This is a genomic window from Maridesulfovibrio pacificus (SeqCode) (assembly GCF_048612815.1).
GTDB classification, from domain to species: domain Bacteria; phylum Desulfobacterota; class Desulfovibrionia; order Desulfovibrionales; family Desulfovibrionaceae; genus Maridesulfovibrio; species Maridesulfovibrio pacificus.
In genome coordinates this window covers 112193-133173 of record NZ_JBLZNE010000001.1, presented here as the reverse complement: position 1 = coordinate 133173, position 20981 = coordinate 112193, and the positions used below count along the sequence as shown (strand labels likewise).

29 protein-coding genes and 2 tRNA genes are annotated in these 20981 nt (G+C 49.2%); 21 read left to right on the top strand and 10 right to left on the bottom strand.

What is annotated here, in order from left to right; all coding sequences use genetic code 11:
- Window positions 1-2: 2 nt before the first annotated feature.
- The gene (locus tag ACNI23_RS00675) at window positions 3-305 is read left to right on the top strand and encodes a hypothetical protein (protein ID WP_420246100.1); all 303 of its coding nucleotides are present in this window, start codon (window positions 3-5) and stop codon (window positions 303-305) included.
- Window positions 305-709, top strand: a complete 405-nt coding sequence (locus tag ACNI23_RS00670) for a hypothetical protein (RefSeq protein ID WP_420246099.1) — start codon at window positions 305-307, stop codon at window positions 707-709. The genes ACNI23_RS00675 and ACNI23_RS00670 overlap by 1 nt, the downstream gene beginning before the upstream one ends.
- Before the next feature lie 77 nt (window positions 710-786).
- Here the strand turns inward: ACNI23_RS00670 and ACNI23_RS00665 are convergent, their stop codons facing one another.
- Window positions 787-978 carry a hypothetical protein gene (locus ACNI23_RS00665; protein WP_420246098.1) on the bottom strand — a complete coding sequence of 64 codons (192 nt, stop codon included), beginning with the start codon at window positions 976-978 and terminating at the stop codon, window positions 787-789.
- 137 nt (window positions 979-1115) lie between these two features.
- Between ACNI23_RS00665 and ACNI23_RS00660 the strand changes: the two genes are divergently transcribed.
- Together ACNI23_RS00660 and ACNI23_RS00655 are read left to right on the top strand one after the other, a co-directional pair.
- Window positions 1116-2009 carry a helix-turn-helix domain-containing protein gene (locus ACNI23_RS00660; protein ID WP_420246097.1) on the top strand — a complete coding sequence of 298 codons (894 nt, stop codon included), beginning with the start codon at window positions 1116-1118 and terminating at the stop codon, window positions 2007-2009.
- A 13-nt stretch (window positions 2010-2022) separates the two neighbouring features.
- Window positions 2023-2466, top strand: coding sequence for a thermonuclease family protein (locus tag ACNI23_RS00655; protein ID WP_420246096.1), 444 nt, complete (start codon window positions 2023-2025; stop codon window positions 2464-2466).
- A 37-nt stretch (window positions 2467-2503) separates the two neighbouring features.
- On the opposite strand, the gene ACNI23_RS00650 is transcribed toward ACNI23_RS00655, so the two are convergent.
- Complete coding sequence (locus ACNI23_RS00650) at window positions 2504-3244, bottom strand: hypothetical protein (protein ID WP_420246095.1); 741 nt, start codon at window positions 3242-3244, stop codon at window positions 2504-2506.
- A 3-nt stretch (window positions 3245-3247) separates the two neighbouring features.
- Window positions 3248-4237 (bottom strand): LexA family transcriptional regulator, encoded by a 990-nt coding sequence (locus ACNI23_RS00645; protein WP_420246093.1) that lies wholly within the window; start codon window positions 4235-4237, stop codon window positions 3248-3250.
- A gap of 162 nt (window positions 4238-4399) precedes the next feature.
- Between ACNI23_RS00645 and ACNI23_RS00640 the strand changes: the two genes are divergently transcribed.
- The 17 genes from ACNI23_RS00640 to ACNI23_RS00560 all read left to right on the top strand — a co-directional run bounded on the left by ACNI23_RS00640 (window position 4400) and on the right by ACNI23_RS00560 (window position 14200).
- Window positions 4400-4771, top strand: a complete 372-nt coding sequence (locus tag ACNI23_RS00640; RefSeq protein WP_420246092.1) for a hypothetical protein — start codon at window positions 4400-4402, stop codon at window positions 4769-4771.
- 2 nt (window positions 4772-4773) lie between these two features.
- A complete protein-coding gene (locus ACNI23_RS00635; protein ID WP_420246091.1) occupies window positions 4774-6669 on the top strand; it encodes a helix-hairpin-helix domain-containing protein in 1896 nt (631 codons plus the stop codon).
- Between the two features lie 80 nt (window positions 6670-6749).
- The gene (locus ACNI23_RS00630; protein ID WP_420246090.1) at window positions 6750-7160 is read left to right on the top strand and encodes a phage regulatory CII family protein; all 411 of its coding nucleotides are present in this window, start codon (window positions 6750-6752) and stop codon (window positions 7158-7160) included.
- A gap of 194 nt (window positions 7161-7354) precedes the next feature.
- On the top strand, window positions 7355-7648 hold the full coding sequence (locus ACNI23_RS00625) for a hypothetical protein (protein WP_420246089.1): 294 nt from the start codon (window positions 7355-7357) through the stop codon (window positions 7646-7648).
- Window positions 7632-7949: a hypothetical protein gene (locus tag ACNI23_RS00620; RefSeq protein ID WP_420246087.1), complete on the top strand. Its 318-nt coding sequence runs from the start codon at window positions 7632-7634 to the stop codon at window positions 7947-7949. The genes ACNI23_RS00625 and ACNI23_RS00620 overlap by 17 nt, the downstream gene beginning before the upstream one ends.
- 248 nt (window positions 7950-8197) lie before the next feature.
- Window positions 8198-8710: a hypothetical protein gene (locus ACNI23_RS00615; RefSeq protein WP_420246086.1), complete on the top strand. Its 513-nt coding sequence runs from the start codon at window positions 8198-8200 to the stop codon at window positions 8708-8710.
- Between the two features lie 2 nt (window positions 8711-8712).
- Window positions 8713-8943 (top strand): hypothetical protein, encoded by a 231-nt coding sequence (locus ACNI23_RS00610; protein ID WP_420246085.1) that lies wholly within the window; start codon window positions 8713-8715, stop codon window positions 8941-8943.
- A gap of 1 nt (window position 8944) precedes the next feature.
- Window positions 8945-9529 carry a hypothetical protein gene (locus tag ACNI23_RS00605; RefSeq protein ID WP_420246083.1) on the top strand — a complete coding sequence of 195 codons (585 nt, stop codon included), beginning with the start codon at window positions 8945-8947 and terminating at the stop codon, window positions 9527-9529.
- Window positions 9530-9913 (top strand): ASCH domain-containing protein, encoded by a 384-nt coding sequence (locus ACNI23_RS00600; protein ID WP_420246082.1) that lies wholly within the window; start codon window positions 9530-9532, stop codon window positions 9911-9913.
- On the top strand, window positions 9906-10280 hold the full coding sequence (locus ACNI23_RS00595; RefSeq protein WP_420246081.1) for a hypothetical protein: 375 nt from the start codon (window positions 9906-9908) through the stop codon (window positions 10278-10280). The genes ACNI23_RS00600 and ACNI23_RS00595 overlap by 8 nt, the downstream gene beginning before the upstream one ends.
- Window positions 10273-11259 (top strand): DNA cytosine methyltransferase, encoded by a 987-nt coding sequence (locus ACNI23_RS00590; protein WP_420246079.1) that lies wholly within the window; start codon window positions 10273-10275, stop codon window positions 11257-11259. The genes ACNI23_RS00595 and ACNI23_RS00590 overlap by 8 nt, the downstream gene beginning before the upstream one ends.
- 1 nt (window position 11260) lies before the next feature.
- A complete protein-coding gene (locus ACNI23_RS00585) occupies window positions 11261-11980 on the top strand; it encodes a phosphoadenosine phosphosulfate reductase domain-containing protein (protein WP_420246077.1) in 720 nt (239 codons plus the stop codon).
- Window positions 11981-11997: 17 nt separating this feature from the next.
- Window positions 11998-12258, top strand: a complete 261-nt coding sequence (locus ACNI23_RS00580; protein ID WP_420246075.1) for a hypothetical protein — start codon at window positions 11998-12000, stop codon at window positions 12256-12258.
- A 2-nt stretch (window positions 12259-12260) separates the two neighbouring features.
- Window positions 12261-12596, top strand: coding sequence for a hypothetical protein (locus tag ACNI23_RS00575; protein WP_420246073.1), 336 nt, complete (start codon window positions 12261-12263; stop codon window positions 12594-12596).
- Window positions 12597-12965 (top strand): hypothetical protein, encoded by a 369-nt coding sequence (locus ACNI23_RS00570; protein WP_420246071.1) that lies wholly within the window; start codon window positions 12597-12599, stop codon window positions 12963-12965.
- A complete protein-coding gene (locus tag ACNI23_RS00565; RefSeq protein ID WP_420246070.1) occupies window positions 12913-13314 on the top strand; it encodes a hypothetical protein in 402 nt (133 codons plus the stop codon). Before ACNI23_RS00570 ends, ACNI23_RS00565 begins: the two co-directional genes overlap by 53 nt.
- Complete coding sequence (locus ACNI23_RS00560; protein ID WP_420246069.1) at window positions 13253-14200, top strand: tyrosine-type recombinase/integrase; 948 nt, start codon at window positions 13253-13255, stop codon at window positions 14198-14200. The genes ACNI23_RS00565 and ACNI23_RS00560 overlap by 62 nt, the downstream gene beginning before the upstream one ends.
- A gap of 79 nt (window positions 14201-14279) precedes the next feature.
- On the opposite strand, the gene ACNI23_RS00555 is transcribed toward ACNI23_RS00560, so the two are convergent.
- The 7 genes from ACNI23_RS00555 to ACNI23_RS00525 all read right to left on the bottom strand — a co-directional run bounded on the left by ACNI23_RS00555 (window position 14280) and on the right by ACNI23_RS00525 (window position 20979).
- Window positions 14280-14371, bottom strand: a tRNA-Ser gene (locus tag ACNI23_RS00555).
- Between the two features lie 164 nt (window positions 14372-14535).
- The gene (locus ACNI23_RS00550) at window positions 14536-15192 is read right to left on the bottom strand and encodes a response regulator (RefSeq protein WP_420246067.1); all 657 of its coding nucleotides are present in this window, start codon (window positions 15190-15192) and stop codon (window positions 14536-14538) included.
- 187 nt (window positions 15193-15379) lie between these two features.
- Window positions 15380-15474 (bottom strand) — tRNA-Ser (locus ACNI23_RS00545).
- A gap of 101 nt (window positions 15475-15575) precedes the next feature.
- Window positions 15576-16928 (bottom strand): ribosome biogenesis GTPase Der, encoded by a 1353-nt coding sequence (gene der, locus ACNI23_RS00540; RefSeq protein ID WP_420246066.1) that lies wholly within the window; start codon window positions 16926-16928, stop codon window positions 15576-15578.
- Between the two features lie 175 nt (window positions 16929-17103).
- A complete protein-coding gene (mtnA, locus tag ACNI23_RS00535) occupies window positions 17104-18144 on the bottom strand; it encodes an S-methyl-5-thioribose-1-phosphate isomerase (RefSeq protein WP_420246065.1) in 1041 nt (346 codons plus the stop codon).
- A gap of 19 nt (window positions 18145-18163) precedes the next feature.
- Window positions 18164-19609: an Asp-tRNA(Asn)/Glu-tRNA(Gln) amidotransferase subunit GatB gene (gatB, locus tag ACNI23_RS00530; protein WP_420246064.1), complete on the bottom strand. Its 1446-nt coding sequence runs from the start codon at window positions 19607-19609 to the stop codon at window positions 18164-18166.
- Between the two features lie 89 nt (window positions 19610-19698).
- On the bottom strand, window positions 19699-20979 hold the full coding sequence (locus tag ACNI23_RS00525; protein ID WP_420246063.1) for an MltA domain-containing protein: 1281 nt from the start codon (window positions 20977-20979) through the stop codon (window positions 19699-19701).
- Window positions 20980-20981 lie beyond the last annotated feature (2 nt).

Here is a 20981-nt window from a genome sequence, read left to right as displayed (position 1 = left end):
TTATGCTCATTGATACAAACAACATGACGGTGGAGCAAATAAATGTACTGGTTAACCAACTGCTGGGGCCGATAGTTGCGGCTCTGCATGGCAACGCGAAGGTCATGGTTCAGTCTGGTGATATTTTTAAAGAAGTTCCGATCTGCATTATTGACCGTGGGCAGATCGGAAAGCAGACTCATGCAGAACTCGATACCGCATGGACAGAGCTGGATGCCGCAACCACCGCTGCAACACGCATCACCGCACTGACTAAAATTGTGACGGCTCAGCAGGCTATTTTGGTAGGTCGCAAGGGGGACTAATGCCAGAAGTAGAAGTAAAGCGCGTAAAGCGCACATGGAAAGAGTTCTTCCGCGATCCCGTCTTTGCCCGCTGCTGGTGGGACACTGACAACGAAGGCAACCGCCACTACACCCGAGCCGAGGCCTACGAATACCCATACTGGCCGGAATGCTTGATTGTGCCTGCTGAAATTCACGAAGACGGGCACCTGAAAGGTCTGAAAGGTCAGAGCTGGCCGCTCGACATTATGTGGGAGGCTCCCGGTAGATTCGCTGACACTGGCTGGGAAAAAGCGGCCATGATCGTGGTCGGGCCTATCGTTCTGGGCAGGCGCATATTTACCGGGGATTGGTTCAGTAAGGCCAACCGGAAACTGCTCGATGAATATGACCAGAACCTTGCCGAAAAAACAGCAGTAGTATAAATACGGGGCTGGATCTAAAATCCATACCCCTTGGAGAATCCCCGGCGCTCATGGTGAGTGCCGGGGATTCTTACGTGTTAGCGGCGGATTGTCTCAGCAATGTTAGTCACACCCTCCGCCAACAAATCAATTAGCCAGTGAATAGTTTTCGTCTCATTATCGTTACTGGTTTCCATATTTGCCAGTACCCGAATATTGTCACTCAGATTCTGAATTGTTGTTGCAGAATCACCCCTCTCATCAAATTTCAAATGAACTAGATTTTCCATACGTTAAATACCCCTTTCCTTTAACGTTGTTCTGTTTGTGACGATACTGTAGAATTATTATTCTGCTCAACATTTGTCAATAATTTTAGACAGTTAACATTTAGTGATTTACATCACATTTGGTGATTTAATAGATTATGGATAATTTTACACCCAATGCAATTTTAAATTTTATCAATCTGACTACCCAGTTTGGATTAATAGCGGACTATTCCGGTCGGGTTGTGCATTGCAACCCTGTGCTATCGGAAATGCTGCGTTATCCGGTTGAAACCCTGCACGATGTATTCGGACAGGGGTACACTATAATTTTACAGCTGCAGCAGGACTCGATTGCTGAACGCACTATGCTGCCCTTTGAAATTGATATGGATTTCGGAGACGGTATCCATCGTGTATTCGGTCAGATTTACCCTGTTGAGACAGATACCGAATATCAGGCCATGATGTTGTTCCATCCTGTAGACAACCTGCAGCGGCTGGAAAGTGTTTTCTTTGAGCGCCAGTCGAAGCTGCCCACTGACAGCAGATGGGTGGTGGATGAAAATTACAAAACCCTAAAATTCAGCGCTGACCCGGATTCAATTTTTTACGGGCGTGAACCGGGATTCTCATTATCCGGGGCGATACAGGCAAAGGACCATGCCGCGCTCGATGCTGCATTTGAAAAGGCTATGCTGTCTCAGGGAGATGCAATAACCATAACAGTTGATGCGCGGCGGAAGTACGGCATCAGCAGAGTTGAAATTGACGTTATTTACGGGCCTGATCAATTTTATGGAAATCGTTATTATGTGATGACGCGACCGGCAGTGAACCGTGCTCTGGGAATTCTGGAGCGTATGTGGGAAGCGTACAAGGTTGATAACGATAAAAACCTCGCTGCCCGGCTCGGAGTTGTGGCCAGCTCTATTTCGAATGTTCGTATCCATAACCGGGAAGTGCCTCCGGCGTGGATCATCCAATGTTTGCTGGATTGCAAAGTCAGGTTCAGGTGGTTGTATGGCGGAGTTGGGAAAAAACGCTACTAGAGTTAATTTTTAGTTGTCAACTTGGTTTAGCTATACTAAACCAAGCGAATGGAAATACCGATTCGCCTGTTCTGATTGGCCTAATGGCAAGGACGTGTATGCAGCGTCGGCAACAGTAAGCCGGGTTGTTTCTGTTTATGATGGTGATACGTTCACTGCCGATATTGATGAGTTCCCGCCGCTAATCGGCAAGAAGATCGGAATCAGAGTCGCGGGTATCGATACCCCGGAAATGCGCGACAAACGCATAGAGATCAAAGCTCTGGCCGTTAAAGCGCGTGACTATGTACGGGCGGTGCTTGCACAGGCCAAAGTCATTGAGCTGCGCAACCTGCGCCGGGGGAAATATTTTCGCATAGTAGCGGATGTATACGTTGATGGTGCCAGCCTCGCAGAGGGTCTATTATCTCTGGGGCTGGCGCATCCTTATGATGGGGGGCGGAAAGTTGGGTGGTAGACAGGGACTCTAGAGCTTTTAATAGTCTGGCAATTGACTATAGAGCTTTATCATATTGAAGTTTTGCTTGAACGAGCTTCTCAATTCTTGCCATGGCATCTATGGCTTCATTTTCCATTTTTTTTCGTATTTTTACGTAGGAATCGTAAGGCTCATCTTTGGCATGCTTTTTATCAAAAACCAAATCTGAAAAGAATTTTGCAGCTTTTTCAAATTCTTCTTTTAAGTCTTTCCGAAGAAAAATTTTATTCTTTTGGATATAATCGTAAAAAGTATAGATTGCTTTTCTGCAATTTACAAATTCCTTATGCTCCTCATGTTCTAAATAATATTTATGCCTATCACTAGCCTGCAAGTATTCTTCAATATCATGTTTAGACCATTCTTTCCCGGTAAGATATTCAACAATAAAAGTTTCATCTTCCCGACTTAGGTCTGGAACACTCTTTAGAGAGGCGGTGTATGTCGACACACATTGATATACTGCATAGAATTTGACCCATGCTTCTGGTAGGACCTCAAATTCTTTTTGCTGAACCATGCTTACTTTATTGAAAAGCTTCTGAATCTCGTATTCAGTTTTTCTTATCTCCTCATCGAGCTTTTTCTTATGCTCAGCTTGTTCCTTAGCAAGCTGCGATTTATGATTCTCCAACTTTTTATCAAAGTAATTGTTGATCTTTCTTCTAGAGATAAACCCAACAATTCCGCTTGAAAAAACGATGGACAAAAGAATCTGTACAATCGGATATTTCAAAATTTCTTGAATTTGATCCATTTTTTACTCCGCCCGTTTCCGAATCATAACAACAGGCGCAACCACTTCCACGTACTCAAGCTTTTCCTTGATGCAAAATTCTTTCTGTCCGTTTTCACTGTGCTTTTTGGGCAACCAGCCGCAAAGCTCCAGCCAGCCATCAGTTTCGCCCTGATAAATTTTAACGGTAGCAGTTCCTTCTCCAAGCCCATCCCGGCGCACGACATAGACAATGTCCCCCGGATTGGGAGTTAAACGTGGATCTGCGAAAATGACATTTCCCGGTTTAATCCCTGCAGGTTCCATCGAGTCTCCGATTGCCAGCGCAGCTATCATGTCCTCATGAACATCCGGGACCTGTGTTGTCGCTGCCATTCCTTCCATCTGGGTTGACCAGCCCTCTACCCCGCATTCAGCAAGGCCGATTAGGGGAATTGTGCGGCCTGAAGCGAGAATGCCGGGTGTTGCTTCAGGAATCGGCTTGGCTGCGACCGGCGCTGAGATTGTCGGCTGGTTGGGAAGGTCTACAACCTGTATACGCTCTGCCGTCCCTTCATGCTGATAATAAAGCTTGGTGCGTCTATCCTCCGGCAGATCAAGACACTCTCTAAAAGCTCGTTCATCTAATAAATGCTTAAGCTCGGTTATGGGCGCTCGCATCTTATTAACCAGCTTTCCTTCTTTAGCCGTTACACCGTAACGGTCCATCTTCTTTAAGACGGTGATCAACAAGTCATTAATGTCGTTAACTTCATTGCCCAGTTGTTGGTGAAACTGGCTCATTGTGCGTTCGCCTTCGCCTGTCAATATCCATTCTGAATTGACGCTGTATTTATCCTGGATCTTCTTTGCCCAGCTTTTAGGCAACGTGGCCTTACCTAATCCGGCACTGAATGCCTGCCTGCTGATATTTAAAATGCCTTGCAAATCATCAACGGCGCAATTTGCAACCTCACAAATTCGCTCCAGAGCAGCATCAACCACAGGACTTAAAACATTGTTTTCATTAAACATAACAAACCACCATGCAGCAACATATCATTTTTAGGCAAATAAACTGCACAAAAATGCAGAAAGTAGATTGACACACTGAGCAACCCAGAGTATCAATATTCCATAGTTCAGATTGCAAATTCACATTTTTAACGAAACAAATTGCTTAAACGAGGTAAAAACATGCAATCCAAAGAAATACGAGAACCACTTTTAAAACGCAAGATTGAACTTAAACAGTTTTTGATCGCCCATCCCATTCCTGCTGAAATTCTTAAAAAGGCAGCGGACGAAGTTGGAATGACCGTCGCGTCATTCAGGGGGTATTTTCTCCGTGAAACCGCTCCCGAAAGAGTCTGCAATAAAATAGTCGAAATAGGCATCCCTAAGCGTCTGGCTCCTTTTCCGAGCATAGGCAAGCTCGATATGGTCTCAATGATCAGAAATCTTACTGTCAAAAACGAAAAACTCGACTCCGAAAACAAAGACCTCCGTTCCCGCCTCACTGCATGTGGATGCGAAGTCCGCGAAACACCCAAAAACACCGGAGTGTAGCCATGACCGCCGAAGCCCAAGTATCCCTGCTCGAGGACCTGACCGCCGCAAATGAAGCGTATCGCGCTGGCAAGCCTACCATGTCCGATAATCATTATGACCGCATGCTCGATGTGCTGGCGCGTACTGATCCGGGCAACAAATTTCTGCACACTGTCGAGCCTGAGAAGTCTGATCGCCAGAAGGTGAAGCTGCCCGCTCCCATGCTGAGTACTGAAAAGGCTTATACAGTAGATGAAATTGATAAATTCCATGAGCGTATAAAACGGGCGATTCAGGATCTTGGGCTTGATTCTGATTATGTACATTTTGCCATTACCCATAAGCTTGATGGCATGGCTGCTCACTGGGACGGCGAGAAGCTGCTTTCTCGCGGGGGTGGAGAATACGGTTTCGACATTACTGATGCCCTTAATAAAGGGCTGTTCATACTCGGCAGCACCAATGACGCTGATCTTTATGAACCCATGGACGACGAAGCAGTAGCAATCAAGCTTCCCAGTGCTATCGGTCCCGGTGAAATCGTTGTCTCCAAAAAGTATTTTGAAGAACATCTGGCTGATAAGTACACCCATCCGCGTAATTTCATTACTGGAGCGATTCTTTCGGATACCCTCACTCCTGAAGCGGAAACGGCTTTTGCAAACAAGGCCATCGTCTTCTATCCGTTCGCCTCGCTTTATACAATGAACGGCCAATCCGCTGCTTTTGATATGCTGTCCGGAGACTTGCTTGAAGGTTTGCTTGATCCTGATTGGTTTCCGCAGATTTCTTTCGAATGCGACTACCCCATCGACGGTCTTGTGGTCGAAGTAACAGACCCTACCATAAAAGAATTTCTCGGCTCCACATCCCACCACCACCGCTGGCAGATCGCTTTTAAACGCAAGGGCGAGACCGCTGAGACCACGGTCAAGGCGATCCGCTGGCAGGTGGGCCGGAGCGGGGTTGTAACTCCCGTGATTGAGATTGAATCCGTCACCATTTCCGGGGCGACTATTAATAATGTGACAGGGCACAACGCCAAGTTCATGGAAGACCATGGCATAGGCATGGGGACCCGGCTGCGCATTATCCGCTCTGGTGAGGTGATTCCCAAAGTTGATGCGGTACTTGAGAAGACGGATGTGTATATCCCAACCTACTGCCCGGAATGCAATGAACGGCTGACCCGTGACGGCGTTTCGCTGATCTGCCGTTCCAACAACTGCGTTGCACAACAGTGCCGCCAGAAGGAACACTTTTTCAAGACTCTGGAGATCAAAGGCTTCGGCCCTGCAGCCATTGAAAAACTTGCAACCGTGCCGCTGGTTCACTTCTTCGAGCAGATGGATGTAAACCATTATGTCGGTTTTGGGTTCGGAATGCAGCAAAGTGTCAACCTGAATGACGCTATTCAGACCCGAAAAGCCAAAAGTGTAACCCCCGCCAAGTTTCTGGCCGCATTCGGCATTGACGGGCTTGGCGAATCCACCGCCAAAAAAATCCTTGAGGTGTTCAGCCTCAATGAAATCCTTTTCGTCACTCCTGAGCAACTCACCTCCATCCCCTCCGTTGGTGAGAAGACCGCCCACGCCATAGCTGCCGGACTCCAAGAGAACCTCACAACAATAAAAAAGCTCATGGACCACTTCAAGTTTGAGGTAGCCCGTGAGCCGGAGTCCGGCGCTTTGGCTGGGTACAAGGTTGTGTTCAGCGGAAAGATGGAATTCGGAAGCCGCAAGACCATTGCCGAGCTGGCGAAAAAGCACGGGGCAGACGTGCTTAGTTCCATCACCGCTGCGACCACTCATCTGGTCTGCGGCGCGAACGTGGGCAAGGCCAAAACCGACAAGGCTGAAAAGCTGAAGGTGATGGTGCTGAGCGAAGAGAACTTCATGGAACTGGTTAACGGGTAAATCGATAAGCATAGCATGATTGTACGGAATACCAGACCGTACGCGACGTTAATTTTATCATTATTATAAGGAGCGGAAAAATGGCCCTTTCGGACGAAGTTCAAGAAATGGTTTTGAATTCAACCCTCGGAGCACGTGATGTCGCCGAGGCCGTGGGCAAGAAGTATCCGGTCCTGCTCAATGAAATGAATTCAGAAAATGACCGTCACAAGCTCGGTGCTGACATGCTCATCCCGTTGATGAATGCATGCAATAGCGTGGAACCGTTACGTTATCTCTCTGAGCGAATGGGCGGCGTTTATATCCCGCTTCCTGAGACCAAGGATTGCGAACAGGACATGATTAATGTGGTTACTGAGTTCGGAGAATTTGTCGCCGCATATGGCCGGGCTATCAAAGACAAGAAGCTCACTGCTGATGAGAAAGACGAAATACGCAAGGAAGGCCATGAGGCCCTGACCGCGATTCAGGGCATACTCTGCAACCTGTAAATATTTCTGGCAATCCCTTGCCTGCTGCTCGGACACAGGGTCCGGGATGGTGGGTAATCCGTGAATCTGCTGAGGATGTAAACACAAACAGCCAGAAACCGGAGCGGCTCGGCTCCAACATCCGTACAACTAAAAATAATTCGATACTATTTTTTGCGTGAATACGGAGCGGAGCCGCTTCCCTGGAGGACATCATGAGTAAAGAATTCAATCACGAATTATGCAGGTACAACAAGGATAACGGGTGTGACGGCTCATCCTGCGCACTCTGCCCCATGAATCCGAGCAAACCTGTGCCAGGGCTGGGCACAAGCTCTCTCCTTGATAATCCTGACGGCCCGGCCTGCACTGAGTCGCTGGAAGAAGCAGCACAGGCGGCAATCAAATTTTTGGAAGGTCTTTACAAGAACAAGGCCGATTTCATAGCCGCAACACATTCTGCCCGGCTGCAAAACGCTTTGGAGAGAAGCAATGCTTTCGCATCTTAGTATCGACCGCGAGGTAATTTTCAAGGCTTATTGCTCCGGCTGCGGGGCCTGCGATTTTCTGTTCAGTGCCGAAGAGGTCAAAGATTTCGAGCGGGAGCATCGTAACTGTAAAGCTTTTGCGGAGGTGGATCATGACAACGAGCACGAATCCGTTTGTGAATCAGAGGTTGGATATCCTGCAGAAAGAACTGCGGGCGCTGCTGTGTCACATGACTGCGCAGGGCCGAGCGAAGACATGTTCTGTGATGGCGAGTCTGGCGGACCTGAAAGATCATGCGAAACCGCAGTGTCCGCCGGATGAGAATGCCGTTCATCGCGGCTGCAGGGTTAACGACTGATGCTCAAACCGGGAATGCGGGTAACGTTCCAGCGACCGAGGCGCAAGGAAGTCGAGGTTGAAATTCTAAGGCCTGACCCCCGAGGCTTCTGGGTGGGAGCTTTAGTCACGAACGGAAGGCGCAACAAAACGTATCTGCGCACGTTCAAGCCGGAACACGTAACAGCAATCATGACCGAGGACGGTCCGAGATGTGTTTTCAGGGAGGTTTTATGAATAAGGATCAGGTACCGGAACGGAAAAGAATTAAAGGCTACAACTACGAGATTGACGAAAACGGAGCTGTTTTCAGCCTGAGTAAACAGAATGGTTATGGCGTAGGCAGACAGATCAAGCCCGTAAAAGTCAGCGCATGCAAGCGTCCCGCATACACCCTGCACAGGGGAAGCGTGGCAAAAGTTTTCGTAGCTGAGGAATTGTACTCTCATTATTTCGATGGCGGACCGCAATTCAACCTGAAATGGCACGACCGTATTCGCCAGCAGGCTGACATTTATAATGTCCAGCTGCGTAAAGAATACCAAGAAGCCAGAGCAGAAGGCCGCGACATGACCCCCGTCACCCCCGCTCCCATAGAGCAGCCCAGAAAGTCCAAGGCACTATCCAAGGGCTGGCTCAAATTCTGGATAGAAGGCGAGGCAAGTTACCGCGTAGGAAGATGCGCAGCATACACAGAATTTACCGGACTCAATGCATTTGATCCGCAGGTTTGTCCGCTGAGGTAATCATGAAAGCTACAATTACACTATACAATAATGGTCGTAGAAAAGCCGTACTCGGAACAGTGGAAGGCGAAATCCGCCCCCGCGTAATGGAACAGGCTATCGAGCAGGCCAAGGCCGAAGCAGAAAGGCTCGGCTGCAGCAAGACCACAGCAGGTTCCGTGCTTGTGAATCTGGATGGTGATGTTGTCTGGACCAGTCGTTGGTTGGCTGATGTGAAACAGGAGGCGGCGTAAGATGGGTAAGCTTGAATTTTCACCGATGGAGACAGCAACAGTTACCTGCCCTAAGTGCGGCAAAGTATTTTATACGGTTAAACAGAATGAAGAAGTTTGTGATTTCAAAGCGATAGCTAATTTCATTGATGGAGACACTCCTTTCCATGAGTATTTCGGTATTGGCAATAAGTGGACAGAATACAGCTCAACTGTAGGTGTCTATGAATGCAGATATTGCGAGTCAGAATTTTTTGAAATCGAATTGTGTGTCCCGTCCGAGCATGACCCCTCAAAACAGTTTATACAGGATGGATTTGAAACTTGTGAAAGTGAAGAGCTTTACCGTGTAAAAGGGAAAGCTTTGAGCTGGCTTTGCCTCCGTAAAATTAATGTCGACGATCAGAACGGTGAGCACACAAGACTTTTCAGGCGGTACGATCTGCACATGATTGGTCCTTTTATCGCTAACAGGTCTGAGTCTAAAGGCAGCGCGGTAATGTCCTGCCAGCCCTCCCAGCTCTGGGTAGATGCTGCCGAGGTGTTGTACAAGTACGGCCCTGCTTGCCTTGAGCATATGCGGGAATGGCGGAAGGAGGCCAAATAAATGGTTGCCTACAGCTTCAAACTCCAATTCGCCGAGGACGTTGAATCCGGCAAAAAGAAACAGACCATCCGCGCTGACCGCAAACGCCATGCGCGCCCCGGTGAGGCTGTTCAGCTTTATACAGGCATGCGCACAAAGAAGTGCCGCAAGCTGGTTGATCCTGATCCGATCTGCACGGCGGTACGGGATATCGAGATTGCTTCCATTTATGACTTTGCAGATGTCCGGGTTGCTGGTGTCAATCTGGTCGGTGCTGAGCGGTTGACCGCGTTTGCACTGGCTGACGGCTTTGATTCCATTGATGAGTTCGTAGCATTTTTCAAGAAAGAGCACGGCCTTCCTTTTAGGGGCGTGTTGGTTGAGTGGGAGCCTAACCATGCTTAAACGCGGATTTGACCCCAACATCCCCGAAGATGAGCGAATTCAGAAAAGAGTCATCCTCAAGAAGCAACTTAAGGCTATTGAGCATGGGCAAAAGAAAGCTCCCTGTGCCGAGTGTGGAGAGGAAGTCCGACTTATCTATCTGTACCGCTGTCGGTGGTGCGGCCTTTGGTTTTGCCCTAAGTGCGCTGAAAAGCACTTCGAGCAAACGGATCTGCTTGAGCTGCTTTGCGCGATCATGCTGCCTCATGGCTTGGACAATATCCGAGAAGCGACTTTTGAGGTTACAGGCAGAATTTTCAAGGATCGTGGTTTGACTGTCCATGATTTGCAGCAGTGGCGTGATTCGAGGGAGCCTAGCCATGCTTAACCTCACTTGCGGTTCCCTTTTCAGCGGCTGCGGCCTCGGCGATCTCGGTATCGAGTGGGCCGGATTCGAGCACCGCTGGTTCTGTGAGGTCGATGATTATGCCCGGCAGGTGCTGGCGAAACGCTGGCCCGGACGCGAAATTTACGGTGATATTCAGGAAGTTGATTTTTCTAAGGTCGAAAGGGTCGACCTGCTGACAGGCGGTTTTCCCTGTCAGGATATAAGTACTGCAGGTAAAGGAGCTGGGATCAATGGCACAAGGTCTGGTCTTTGGAAATATTTCGCACGAGCCATTGACGTTTTACGACCCGGTTTCGTGCTCGTGGAAAACAGCCCGCGCCTTACTGGACGGGGGTTATCCAGAGTTCTCGGAGACCTTTCCGAGATCGGGTATGATGCAGAGTGGCGTTGTCTATCAGCAGCCGCCCTTGGAGCACCCCACAAACGCGACCGGATATGGATTGTGGGCTACCCCGGCAGCGTCGGACGGAACCAGGGGGGGGCGAATCACGGAAAACATGACCGGACAGTCCCTGCCTCAGATGGTCAACACGCCAGAGAAATGGCCTACACCACAGAGCAGAGACTTTCGAACCGGAGAAGGTTCCCGATGGCAGACACCGGAAAAGAGAAGCCGGAATCTGAACGACAAGGTTGCATTTCTAAACGGACACAAGTTGCTTCCAACGCCAACAGCACAAGACGCGAAGAATTCAACGCTTCCACCTTCGCAGCTGGAGCGGGATTCGATTCCGGGATTTCTCCTACGGAATGGGGAGCGAGCTGGTGGGCTGTTGAACCCGGATTGGGAAGAGTGGTTGATGGGTGTGCCAATCGGGTGGACAGATGTCGAGGTATCGGTAACGGGCAAGTCCCGCACTGCACCTATTATTTTGCCCGACTGATTCGGCAGACTGCGCACCAGATCGGTTATGTGCCGGTCGCGGAAAGTTACGCTGCGAAGCTGGAGGCGGTTTAAAGTGGGTAGCCCGAATTATGTCGTTAACGTCTCATGGGGCAAAGACTCTCTTGCTCTGGCCCTGCTGATGATTGAACGCAAAGAGCCTATTCACTCTCTCGTATCTTTCGACACTGACTGGGAATTTCCGCAGCTGGTTGAGACCGCGCAGGAAGCCGCTGAATTTCTCGGCTGTGAAGTCGTAACCCTCCAGCCGTCCAAGCCGTTTGATTACCTGATGTTTGAGCATGAGGTTAACACCCGAAGCGGCGAAGAAAAGACGGGGTACGGCTGGCCTGTGCCGGGACCGTGGTGCAAACGCGAAAAGATTAACGCTCTCACCTCGTATGCTCAAGCAATTCCGAACAGCGTTGAGTGTATCGGTATTGCCGCAGATGAAAAGCACCGCTGCGAGGCAAAAGAGTTCGAAGGGCGCAACGTCCGTTTTCCCCTCGTAGAATGGGGGATAACTGAAAAGGACGCATTAGATATTTGCTATAGTTATGGGTTCGATTGGGGGGGGCTATACAACTATTTTGATCGGGTGTCCTGCTATCTCTGCCCACAAAAGAACATCCCCGAGCTACGGACATTGAGACGATATTTCCCGGACCTGTGGGCCGACATGCTCGACAGGGACGACAGGCAGAAACATTGGTTTAAAGAAGGTAAAAAATTGCGCTGGTGGGACGAGCGTTTTCGATACGAAGAATCGCTCTACGCACACCGTAAATCCGCGTAAGCGGCGGGAGGTTGATTATGTCCAAAATCTCAAAACTGACTTCCATGGAAAACGAAATTCACGACAAGCAGAAGGCCATCGAGAAAAAAGCTAACCAGCTCTATCCCGAAGGAACCCGCCTGCAGTTCGTGAAACCGCCCATGAAAAAACCTGCGACCGGCAGAGTTCAGGGTGTGCGCTGGAACTGGGACGGCAGTCTGTCCTTCAGCGTTGAAAATGAGAAGACAGGCAAGTCGCGTGATATTGCGCTGCGGCATATTTGTGTAGGTGGAAATTAGCCATGTTGACAGTTGAACAACAGGAAGCATGCCTCGAATACCTCACCAGCGACCACGATGAAGATCTTGACCGCGTTATCAGCGACAAGGTCGTTGTCGGGCAATCAAAAGGCTGGTGTTTTGAATGTGGCCAGGAATGCAAGCCCGGCACACATCACCGCGTCCGTAACGAGATTTATGACGGCAGCATGCGCACTCTCAGATTTTGCGAGGACTGCTGTGCTGGTATGGCGGCATGGATGCAGGGTGATGAAGAGCCTCTGCGGAAGCATGTTCAGGAAGTTGAAAGGCGCATCGAGGATCGCTGGGCGTTTGAAAACCTTGAAGGGGAACTTTAGATGTCTGACAAAGAAAAAGGACTCTACGATAAATACATAGTTCAGCGCACGGACGGCAAGCCCATCAAAGGCGGCTGCATTGTGCTGGAATTCGATGATCCAAACGCTTGGGCTGCTATAAATCAGTACGCATTCACTGTTCAGGCTGCAGGATACGAAAAGCTGGCTGGGAATATTCATGACAAATTGATGGCTGTCGTTGACACCAATGTCGATAGAATCATGTCCATGTCCGATGAAGAACTAATCGCTGAGATTAAGGCCGAAGGCCGCGATCCTGAAGAAGAAGCGGCAAAATTTATGAAGATTGCCAACGATGTCATCGACCAGTACAAGGCCCAACTCGCTTTGTACGAGGCGAATAAATAAGGGACTGGTCATGGCTATGCTCACTGCGCAGGACGTTGCTGAACGCTTGCATAAACCCGCCTCTTGGGTTTATCGCAACAAGGAAGCACTGGGAGGATTTCAACCGCAAAAGCGTGGTTCGATCCTTTTCTCCTCCGCTAAGATTGACCAGATATTGCGAGGAGAACATGCCATATCTAATGAAGAAAAGCGGGAAATGGAGGGCACAACGCATGATCGACGGGAAACGTCGGTCAAAATCGTTCACCAGAAAAAGGGACGCCCAAAGGTGGGAGTCAGAACAAACGTTGGAGGATTGGGAAACACCGGATGTACCGGAAGAGATCCTTTCGATCTTCTCGCTGGCTAATGCGTACCTGGCTTATTCTCAGGAAGCTCATGACGGGAAGGTATTTGCCCGCAAAAAACTTGCCATGAAGCGGCTGTTTCAGAGCAAGATCAAGCGGAAACCAATCGTCCACCCCGACACCCCCATTGCTAACGTGAAAACGTCCATGGTCCTTGAGGTGATGAAAACGGTTAAAGCTGAATTCGGTCCCGGCCCGGCAAATACTCTCCGCAAGGAAGTATCGGCCATGTGGGAATGGGGGCTTGCAATCTATAAACACGGAGAACCCAATCCAGTGAATGGAACTAAGAAATATGCGGTTGACGAAAAGCCTGCAGTTGTTCCCTCGCTGGATGATTTCTGGAAGGTCTATAATGTGGCCAGACTCAAAGATAAGTTGATGCTCTTCACCTATCTGCACACTGCAGGCAGGAAAGCGGAACTGTTCAGGTTGACCTGGCACGATATAGATTTCGAACGTGGGTTGATCAGGCTGGGACACCGTAAGCGTTCCAGTGGTGATCTTAAGTATGATTGGATGGATATGTCGACTGATTTGGCCGACCGGCTGCGGGAGCACAAACAGAATGCGCAATCAGTATTCGTATTCTGCCAGCGGAATGGTCAGCCATACACCAGCCGGGGAAAGCTGATGCGTAAGCTCTGCGAACGCGCCGGAGTGGAACCGGCTTTCGGATTCCATGGCATCCGGCATCTGGTCGCTTCGATGGCGATCAGCGCGACGGATCTCAAACGCACCAGCGATGCGCTGCGCCATGCCAGCCTCGGAACGACTGAAATCTACATCCATAAGATACAGGGCAAGAGTTCTGCACTGAAAGAGCTCTTCGATCCAAAACATAAAGACCGCAGTGCTGGCACACTACGGTCTAAAATAACAGGCTAGAAACTCGATTCTGAGTGTCGATTTACGCATGGATTTACGCACGACATTCAGACTATGTCCTAAAACCCTTTAATATCAATGGCGGAGAGGGAGGGATTCGAACCCCCGGAGGGCGTAAACCCTCAATAGTTTTCAAGACTACCGCGTTCAACCGGACTCTGCCACCTCTCCAAAAGGTGAGACAAGAACTTTCCCGAACTTGCCTCAGATGTCAACCTTTTTTTAAAAATAACACGTAAAATTTGTATGGTAAATGCGGCAGCTACCTGATTATTTCCTTTACTGCGATGCAAAGTTGCTTATTCAAGCTCCTCCAACTGCCCACATCCCCTATTTTAAAGGTAAATACCCTTTTCTTTAAGCTCTTCACCGTAAGTCTTAAGCTCTGCTTTAGAACGCAAGCCGAGCTTCTTCATAAAGTTGGAGCGATGCTTTTCCACGGTTTTAACACTGATGACCAGCAGATCGGCAATTTCACGGTTTTTATAACCCGCGAGAACCTGCTTCAGCACCTCACGTTCACGTTCGGTGAGAGACTCAAGGCTATCACAACTATTGCCGCGTTCCCTCTGCAGAAATCCTTTAGCCACTTCCGCTGAAATATCAGGAGCAAGATACACTTTGCCCTGCATAACAGTTTCAATAGCCATGACCAGTTCCTTACTGGAAGAAGTCTTAAGAACGTAACCGCTGGCTCCTGCATCAAGAGCAGAATAGATATGATCAGGCTCAACATGAGCAGTGAGGGCCAGAAACTTTGTCTTACCTTCACCGGAAAGCTCCTGAATAGCCTGAACGCCGCTCTTGATGGGCATAGATAGATCCATAAGAGCCACATCCGGATTCAAACGCCTGCAAAGACGCACCGCCTCTTCGCCGTTCTCAGCCATGCCAAGAACGCTGATCCCAGATTGAGACTTGAGTATCGTCTTCAGCCCTTCCCTGACCAGCGCATGATCATCGGCAATAACAACTGTAACCAAATTTAACATCAACCACCCAAAAGGAATAGATAATATAAAGCTCCAGCTATAAAACTGAGATTCATTCTTAACAAGAAAAGCAGGTAAATAGCAACCTGACACTAACGGATAAATTGGCAGATTGCCCTCGAGGATTGCAAGCCCACTTAAAGCAAAAAGGCAGCTGGATTCCTCCAACTGCCTTTTGACTTTCATGTGGCGGAGAGGGAGGGATTTGAACCCTCGATAGAGTTTTAAGCCCTATACTCGCTTAGCAGGCGAGCGCCTTCAGCCGTGCTCGGCCACCTCTCCGTATATGTGGTGAAGAAGCGTGATCCGCTTCACTCACTCAGGAAGCGTTGTAATACATCCACGCCCCCTGACTGTCAACAACATTTTTAAACTTTTTTGAATTATTTATGAACTATATCTTCTTTTGCTCTAAAAGTTGAACGGAAGACAATATTCAAAGGAGCATGCTTCACATTCAGAATCTTCCTGAGTCTGTTCTCAAGAAAACGATGGTAAGAAGACTTGATCAATTTTTCATCATTAATGAAGAAAATAAAGGTTGGCGGCTCATCGTCGGCCTGAGTCATATATTTAAACTTAGCCCTTCTACGCTTAACTACCGGAGGCTGATGTTTCTCGATGATTTCCTTCATGATCCTGTTCAACTGACCGGTAGAAATACGCAGTGAACACTCTGCCTTAAGCTTGCTGGCGAGAGGCAGAATTCCACCGAGACCGGATTTGGAAATACAGGAAGTATAAACGACCGGAACATGGTGCGCCATACGAAGAGCACGCTCAAAACCATCGCGCAATAAATTACGCTCAGATTTGGAAACAAGGTCAATCTTGTTTACTGCAATAATGAACGGAACAGCCTCGCGCAGCAGGTATTCCAGCAGACGCTTGTCCTGCTTGGTGATCCCGGCCAGGGCATCCACAACCATGACGGTAATATCAGCCTTGGTACTGCTCCTCAGAGCACGCACAACGCTGAACCGCTCAATGGTATCGGTAATATTGGTCCGGCGGCGAACCCCGGCGGTGTCTACAAAGGTATAAACCTTTCCACCGCTCTCAAAGGTTACGTCAACGCTGTCACGGGTTGTTCCGGCAACATCACTGACGATAACACGCTGTTCACCGGTCAAGGCGTTGACCATAGAAGACTTACCGGCATTAGGACGGCCAAGCATAGCGATCTTGAGACCTTTAGCTTCCTCGTCTTCTTCCTCGTACTCGATCCCGGTGGCAAGGGCCATGTCGGCAACCTTTTCACGCAGTTCAAGCAGATTAAAGCCGTGTTCAGCGGAAACTGCCATCATCTCAAAGCCGAGGCTATGAAAATCAGCTGTGGCAGTTGCTTCCAACTCTGAACCGTCAACCTTGTTGACCAGCAGCAGGATCGGTTTGTTACTCTGGCGAATGTATGCGGCAACCTGCTCATCAAGCTGGGTTATTCCGATACGTCCGTCAACAACAAGAATAAGGGCCTGAGCCTCTTCAATGGCTTCACGGGCCTGTTCGAAAATATCACCCTGAAATTCTTCAGAATTATTATCGCTTTCCATGACCAGACCGCCGGTGTCGATCAAAGCGTAATGGACGCCGTTGTAATTACCTTCGGCATAAATGCGGTCGCGGGTAATACCGGGCATATCGTGTGTGATTGCCCTTTTTTTCCTCAACAGTCGGTTGAATAAGGTGGACTTTCCTACATTGGGACGTCCGATAAGTGCTATGGTTGGCAGCATGGCTGGCCTCCGAAAAAAAATGAATGCGCTCCACAGGAATAACGGATCCCGTGCAAAGCAATATATATCAAAAAAAGCGGGAAGACATCCGCTTCCCGCTATTAAAATCTCCCTAAAGGAGTCCTATGTCATATGAGTATGGGACTGTAAAGCAGTTTATTAGCCCAATCTCACCTTACTCTTCTTCAAAAAGCTTCTTGATAGCCTCGGTATAAGGAGGTCTCAGCACGCCCTTCTCGGTGATGATCCCGGCGATGAGTTCGTTGGGAGTCGGGTCGAAAGCGAAGTTGAAAACTTCCACGCCCTCGGGGGTAATGCGATGATCGCCCACGTGGGTTACTTCGGTGGGAGTGCGGTCTTCGATGGGCACATCGTCACCGGTGGGAGTTTCGGGGTCGATAGTGTAGACCGGAGCGGCAACATAAAAAGGAATGCCGAATTCACGGGCCAGCAGAGCTACGCCGTAGGTTCCGATCTTGTTCACAGCATCACCGTTAGCGGCAACGCGGTCGGCACCGACAACAACTTTCTGGACCAGACCTTTTTTCATCAGCAGTGCGCAGGCGTTATCGCAAGCAACCTTAACCGGAATACCGTCACGATGCAGCTCGTATGCTGTCAGGCGTGCGCCCTGCAAGAAAGGACGGGTTTCGTTAGCAATAACGGAAACCTTCTTGCCCTGATCAACAGCGCCGCGCACAACACCGAGAGCAGTACCGTAACCAGCGGTAGCCAGAGCACCGGCGTTGCAATGGGTCATGATGGTGTCGCCGTCATCCATAAGTTCGCCGCCGAACTTACCGATGTCTTCACACATACGAATGTCATCGACGTGGATTTCCTTGGCACGCTTGAGCCAGATATCGCAGAGCTCATCTAGGGAAACGTCACCGGCTTCAGCCCAGATACGTTTCATTTCACGCACAGCCCAGCGCAGGTTAACCGCAGTGGGACGGGCATTTTCAATTTTATCGAGATTCTTTTCCAGTTCGGCTTTCCAGTCTGCGCTTCCGGCAACCTCGCGACCTGCAAGGTAACAACCGTAGGCTGCGGTCACGCCGATTGCGGGAGCACCGCGCACAACCATAACCACAAGGGCTTCAACGATATCGTCAGTAGTCTTGCAGTCAAACCAGTCCTCGCGGGTGGGCAAGTAACGTTGGTCCAGCAGTACAAGGGCGTCTTTCTCAGGGGAAAACTGAATATGCTCGGTCATTTGTAAAATCTCGCTTTGGTTAGGAAAGTTTTTCGGTAATCATCTTGCTGACCATACCGGGGTTGGCCTTACCCTTGGTCTCGCGCATGATCTGGCCCATGAAGAAACTCATCAGCTTTTTCTTGCCACCCTTGAATGCTTCAACTTCAGCGGGGTTGTCAGCCAGAACTTTGTCGACCACAGCTTCAAGAGAGGAGCTGTCGGAAATCTGAACCAGTCCTTTGTCCTTAACGTACTTTTCAGGATCAAGGCCGTTGGTGAAGACATCGTTGAAAATATCCTTACCGATCTTGATACTGATGGTATCTTTATCAACAAGCTGAATCAGCTTAGCCATCATTTCCGGTTTAAATTTGCACTCAGCCACGGTCATTTCGGACTGGTTAAGTTCACGCAAGAAGTCACCCTTGATCCAGTTAACGACCTTCTTGGGGTCATTGTGGATTTCGAGAACTTCTTCAAAATAATCGGCAATATCTTTTTCAGAGCTGATCAGTTCAGCATCGTCTGCGCTGAGTTCCATATCATCAATGAAACGGGCTTTGCGTTCTGCGGGCAGTTCGGGCAATGAAGCCTGCCATTCGCCCAGCCATTCATCAGCGATAACGAGCGGTACGAGGTCCGGGTCCGGGAAGTAACGGTAGTCGTGAGCTTCTTCCTTACCGCGCATGGAATGAGTGGTGCCTTTGTCAGCATCGTAAAGACGGGTTTCCTGTATAACCTTTTCACCGTCTTCGATGAGATCGATCTGGCGGGCAACTTCGTAACGGATAGCCTTATGAATGTTACGGAAGGAGTTGATGTTTTTCAGCTCGGCACGGGTACCGAATTCCTTCTGACCAACGGGGCGTACGGAAATGTTTGCGTCACAGCGGAAGGAGCCCTCTTCAAGGTTACCGTCGCAGATACCGAGGTAAAGCAGGATGGAACGAAGAGCTTTGAGGTAGGCAACAGCTTCATCTGCGCTGCGCATATCCGGCTCACTTACGATCTCGATAAGAGGCACACCGGTACGGTTAAGGTCCACGAAACTTGCATTTTCAGCAACGGAGTGGATGTTCTTACCGGCATCTTCTTCCATATGGATACGGGTAATACCGATGCGTTTACCATGCTTTTCGCCGTCTGCATCTTCCCATGAAATATCGAGATGACCGTGTTCGCAGATGGGCAGGTCGAACTGGGAGATCTGGTAGCCTTTAGGCAGGTCGGGGTAGAAGTAGTTCTTACGGGCGAAGATGGATTTCTGGTTCACGGTACAATTGGTAGCCAGTCCCATCTTGGCGGCGTATTCCATTACTTTTTCGTTCAGAACCGGAAGCACGCCGGGCATACCGGAGCAGACTTCACAAACGTTCTCGTTGGGGTCCTTACCGAATTCAGTGGAACAACCGCAGAAAATTTTAGTCTTGGTCTTAAGCTGGGCGTGAACCTCAAGCCCGATCACTGTTTCAAACTGAGTCATTATATATAAGCTCCTTTTGCCTCCGGCGGCTTAAACCCTTTTACTCTGGTTCGCCACAGGCAACATTAGATTTTTCTTTTAAATATAATCTATCTACGCAGGGCAGATTTACTTATCAATAAATATACGGGCACCTGCTTTTTCAGATGATGTGCCGGATATTTGAATTGGTTCCCGGTCCCGATGTAATAATCAAGCCGTGTACCTTTTATCGCCTTCCCGGTATCCTGTGCCAGTCCGATACCGTTAACCCGTCGGGAAGGTTGGCCCTTCTTGGGAAAAATATCGGTACGGAAACCGACAATAGAACCCAGCGGAATGAGCTGCGGGTCTGTGGCAAGGCTGACCATTGATTTAAGAGGCTTACCGATTGCAGCCTGCGGCTGACCACGGGTTATCTTGAAAAAAATGTAGCTTTCATTCTTGGCCATCAACTCCCACATCTTTCTGGGATTATTGAGCAGCCATGCTTTGATCTTTTCACGGGAAAGCTGGCTTTTTTTCAGCACCCCGCTATGAAGCATGATGCTGCCCAGTCCCTTGAAGGACCTGCCGTTACTACCGCTGAAAACTGCGGTCCGCAACCTTCCATCGGGAAGACGTAAAACACCGCCCCCCTGCACATGCATATAGAACAGGTCCACGGGGTCCTTAAGCCAAGCAACCTCAAGCCCCCGCCCTGCGAGAACATTGTCGATGTCGATGGCACGGCGGGAATGATACGGAAGTATCTTGCCATTTTCAACCCGGTAAGCTTTGCGCAACTGTTCCGACCAAGGATGAGTCTGTCCCGGACGGGCTTTACGCAGGTCGGGCGGAAGCCTGTACACCGGATATTTGTACGGACCTTTTCTGGTCAGGCTGGCCTCAATAACCGGGGTATAATAACCGGTCATTTCCGCACCGGACTGGAGTTCATACCAGACAAAATACTTGCCAAGCAACTCCGGATTCCGGTCCAAGCGGGGCAGCAATCTTTCAAGGTCTTCCAGTGACTTGCGCAATTGTCCCCATGTAAGCCGCAATTCGTTGCGTCTGAGAGCCAAACCGCCGGAAGGGTTTCGCTGCACATATTCGATTGATTTGCGAATCTGCGGACCGAGTTCGCGCCAAGAGCGCATACTCTGACTTTGCACAGAAAGCCTGCGCGCAGCAAGGGTTGATGCCTGATCAGGTAATTTGGAATAACGAACCGGACCGGAAATAAATTTTCCGTTTTCTTTCTTGCTTTTCCAAACCTTGGTTTTGGTGTGCTGCGAAACAACTCTCTTTTTAGGAAGAGTGCTTATCTTGGTGGCACAGCCACAAAGAAAAACTGAAAACAGGCAAAAAACCGCCAGTAATCTGATGATGGAAATATTCTTTTTCATTT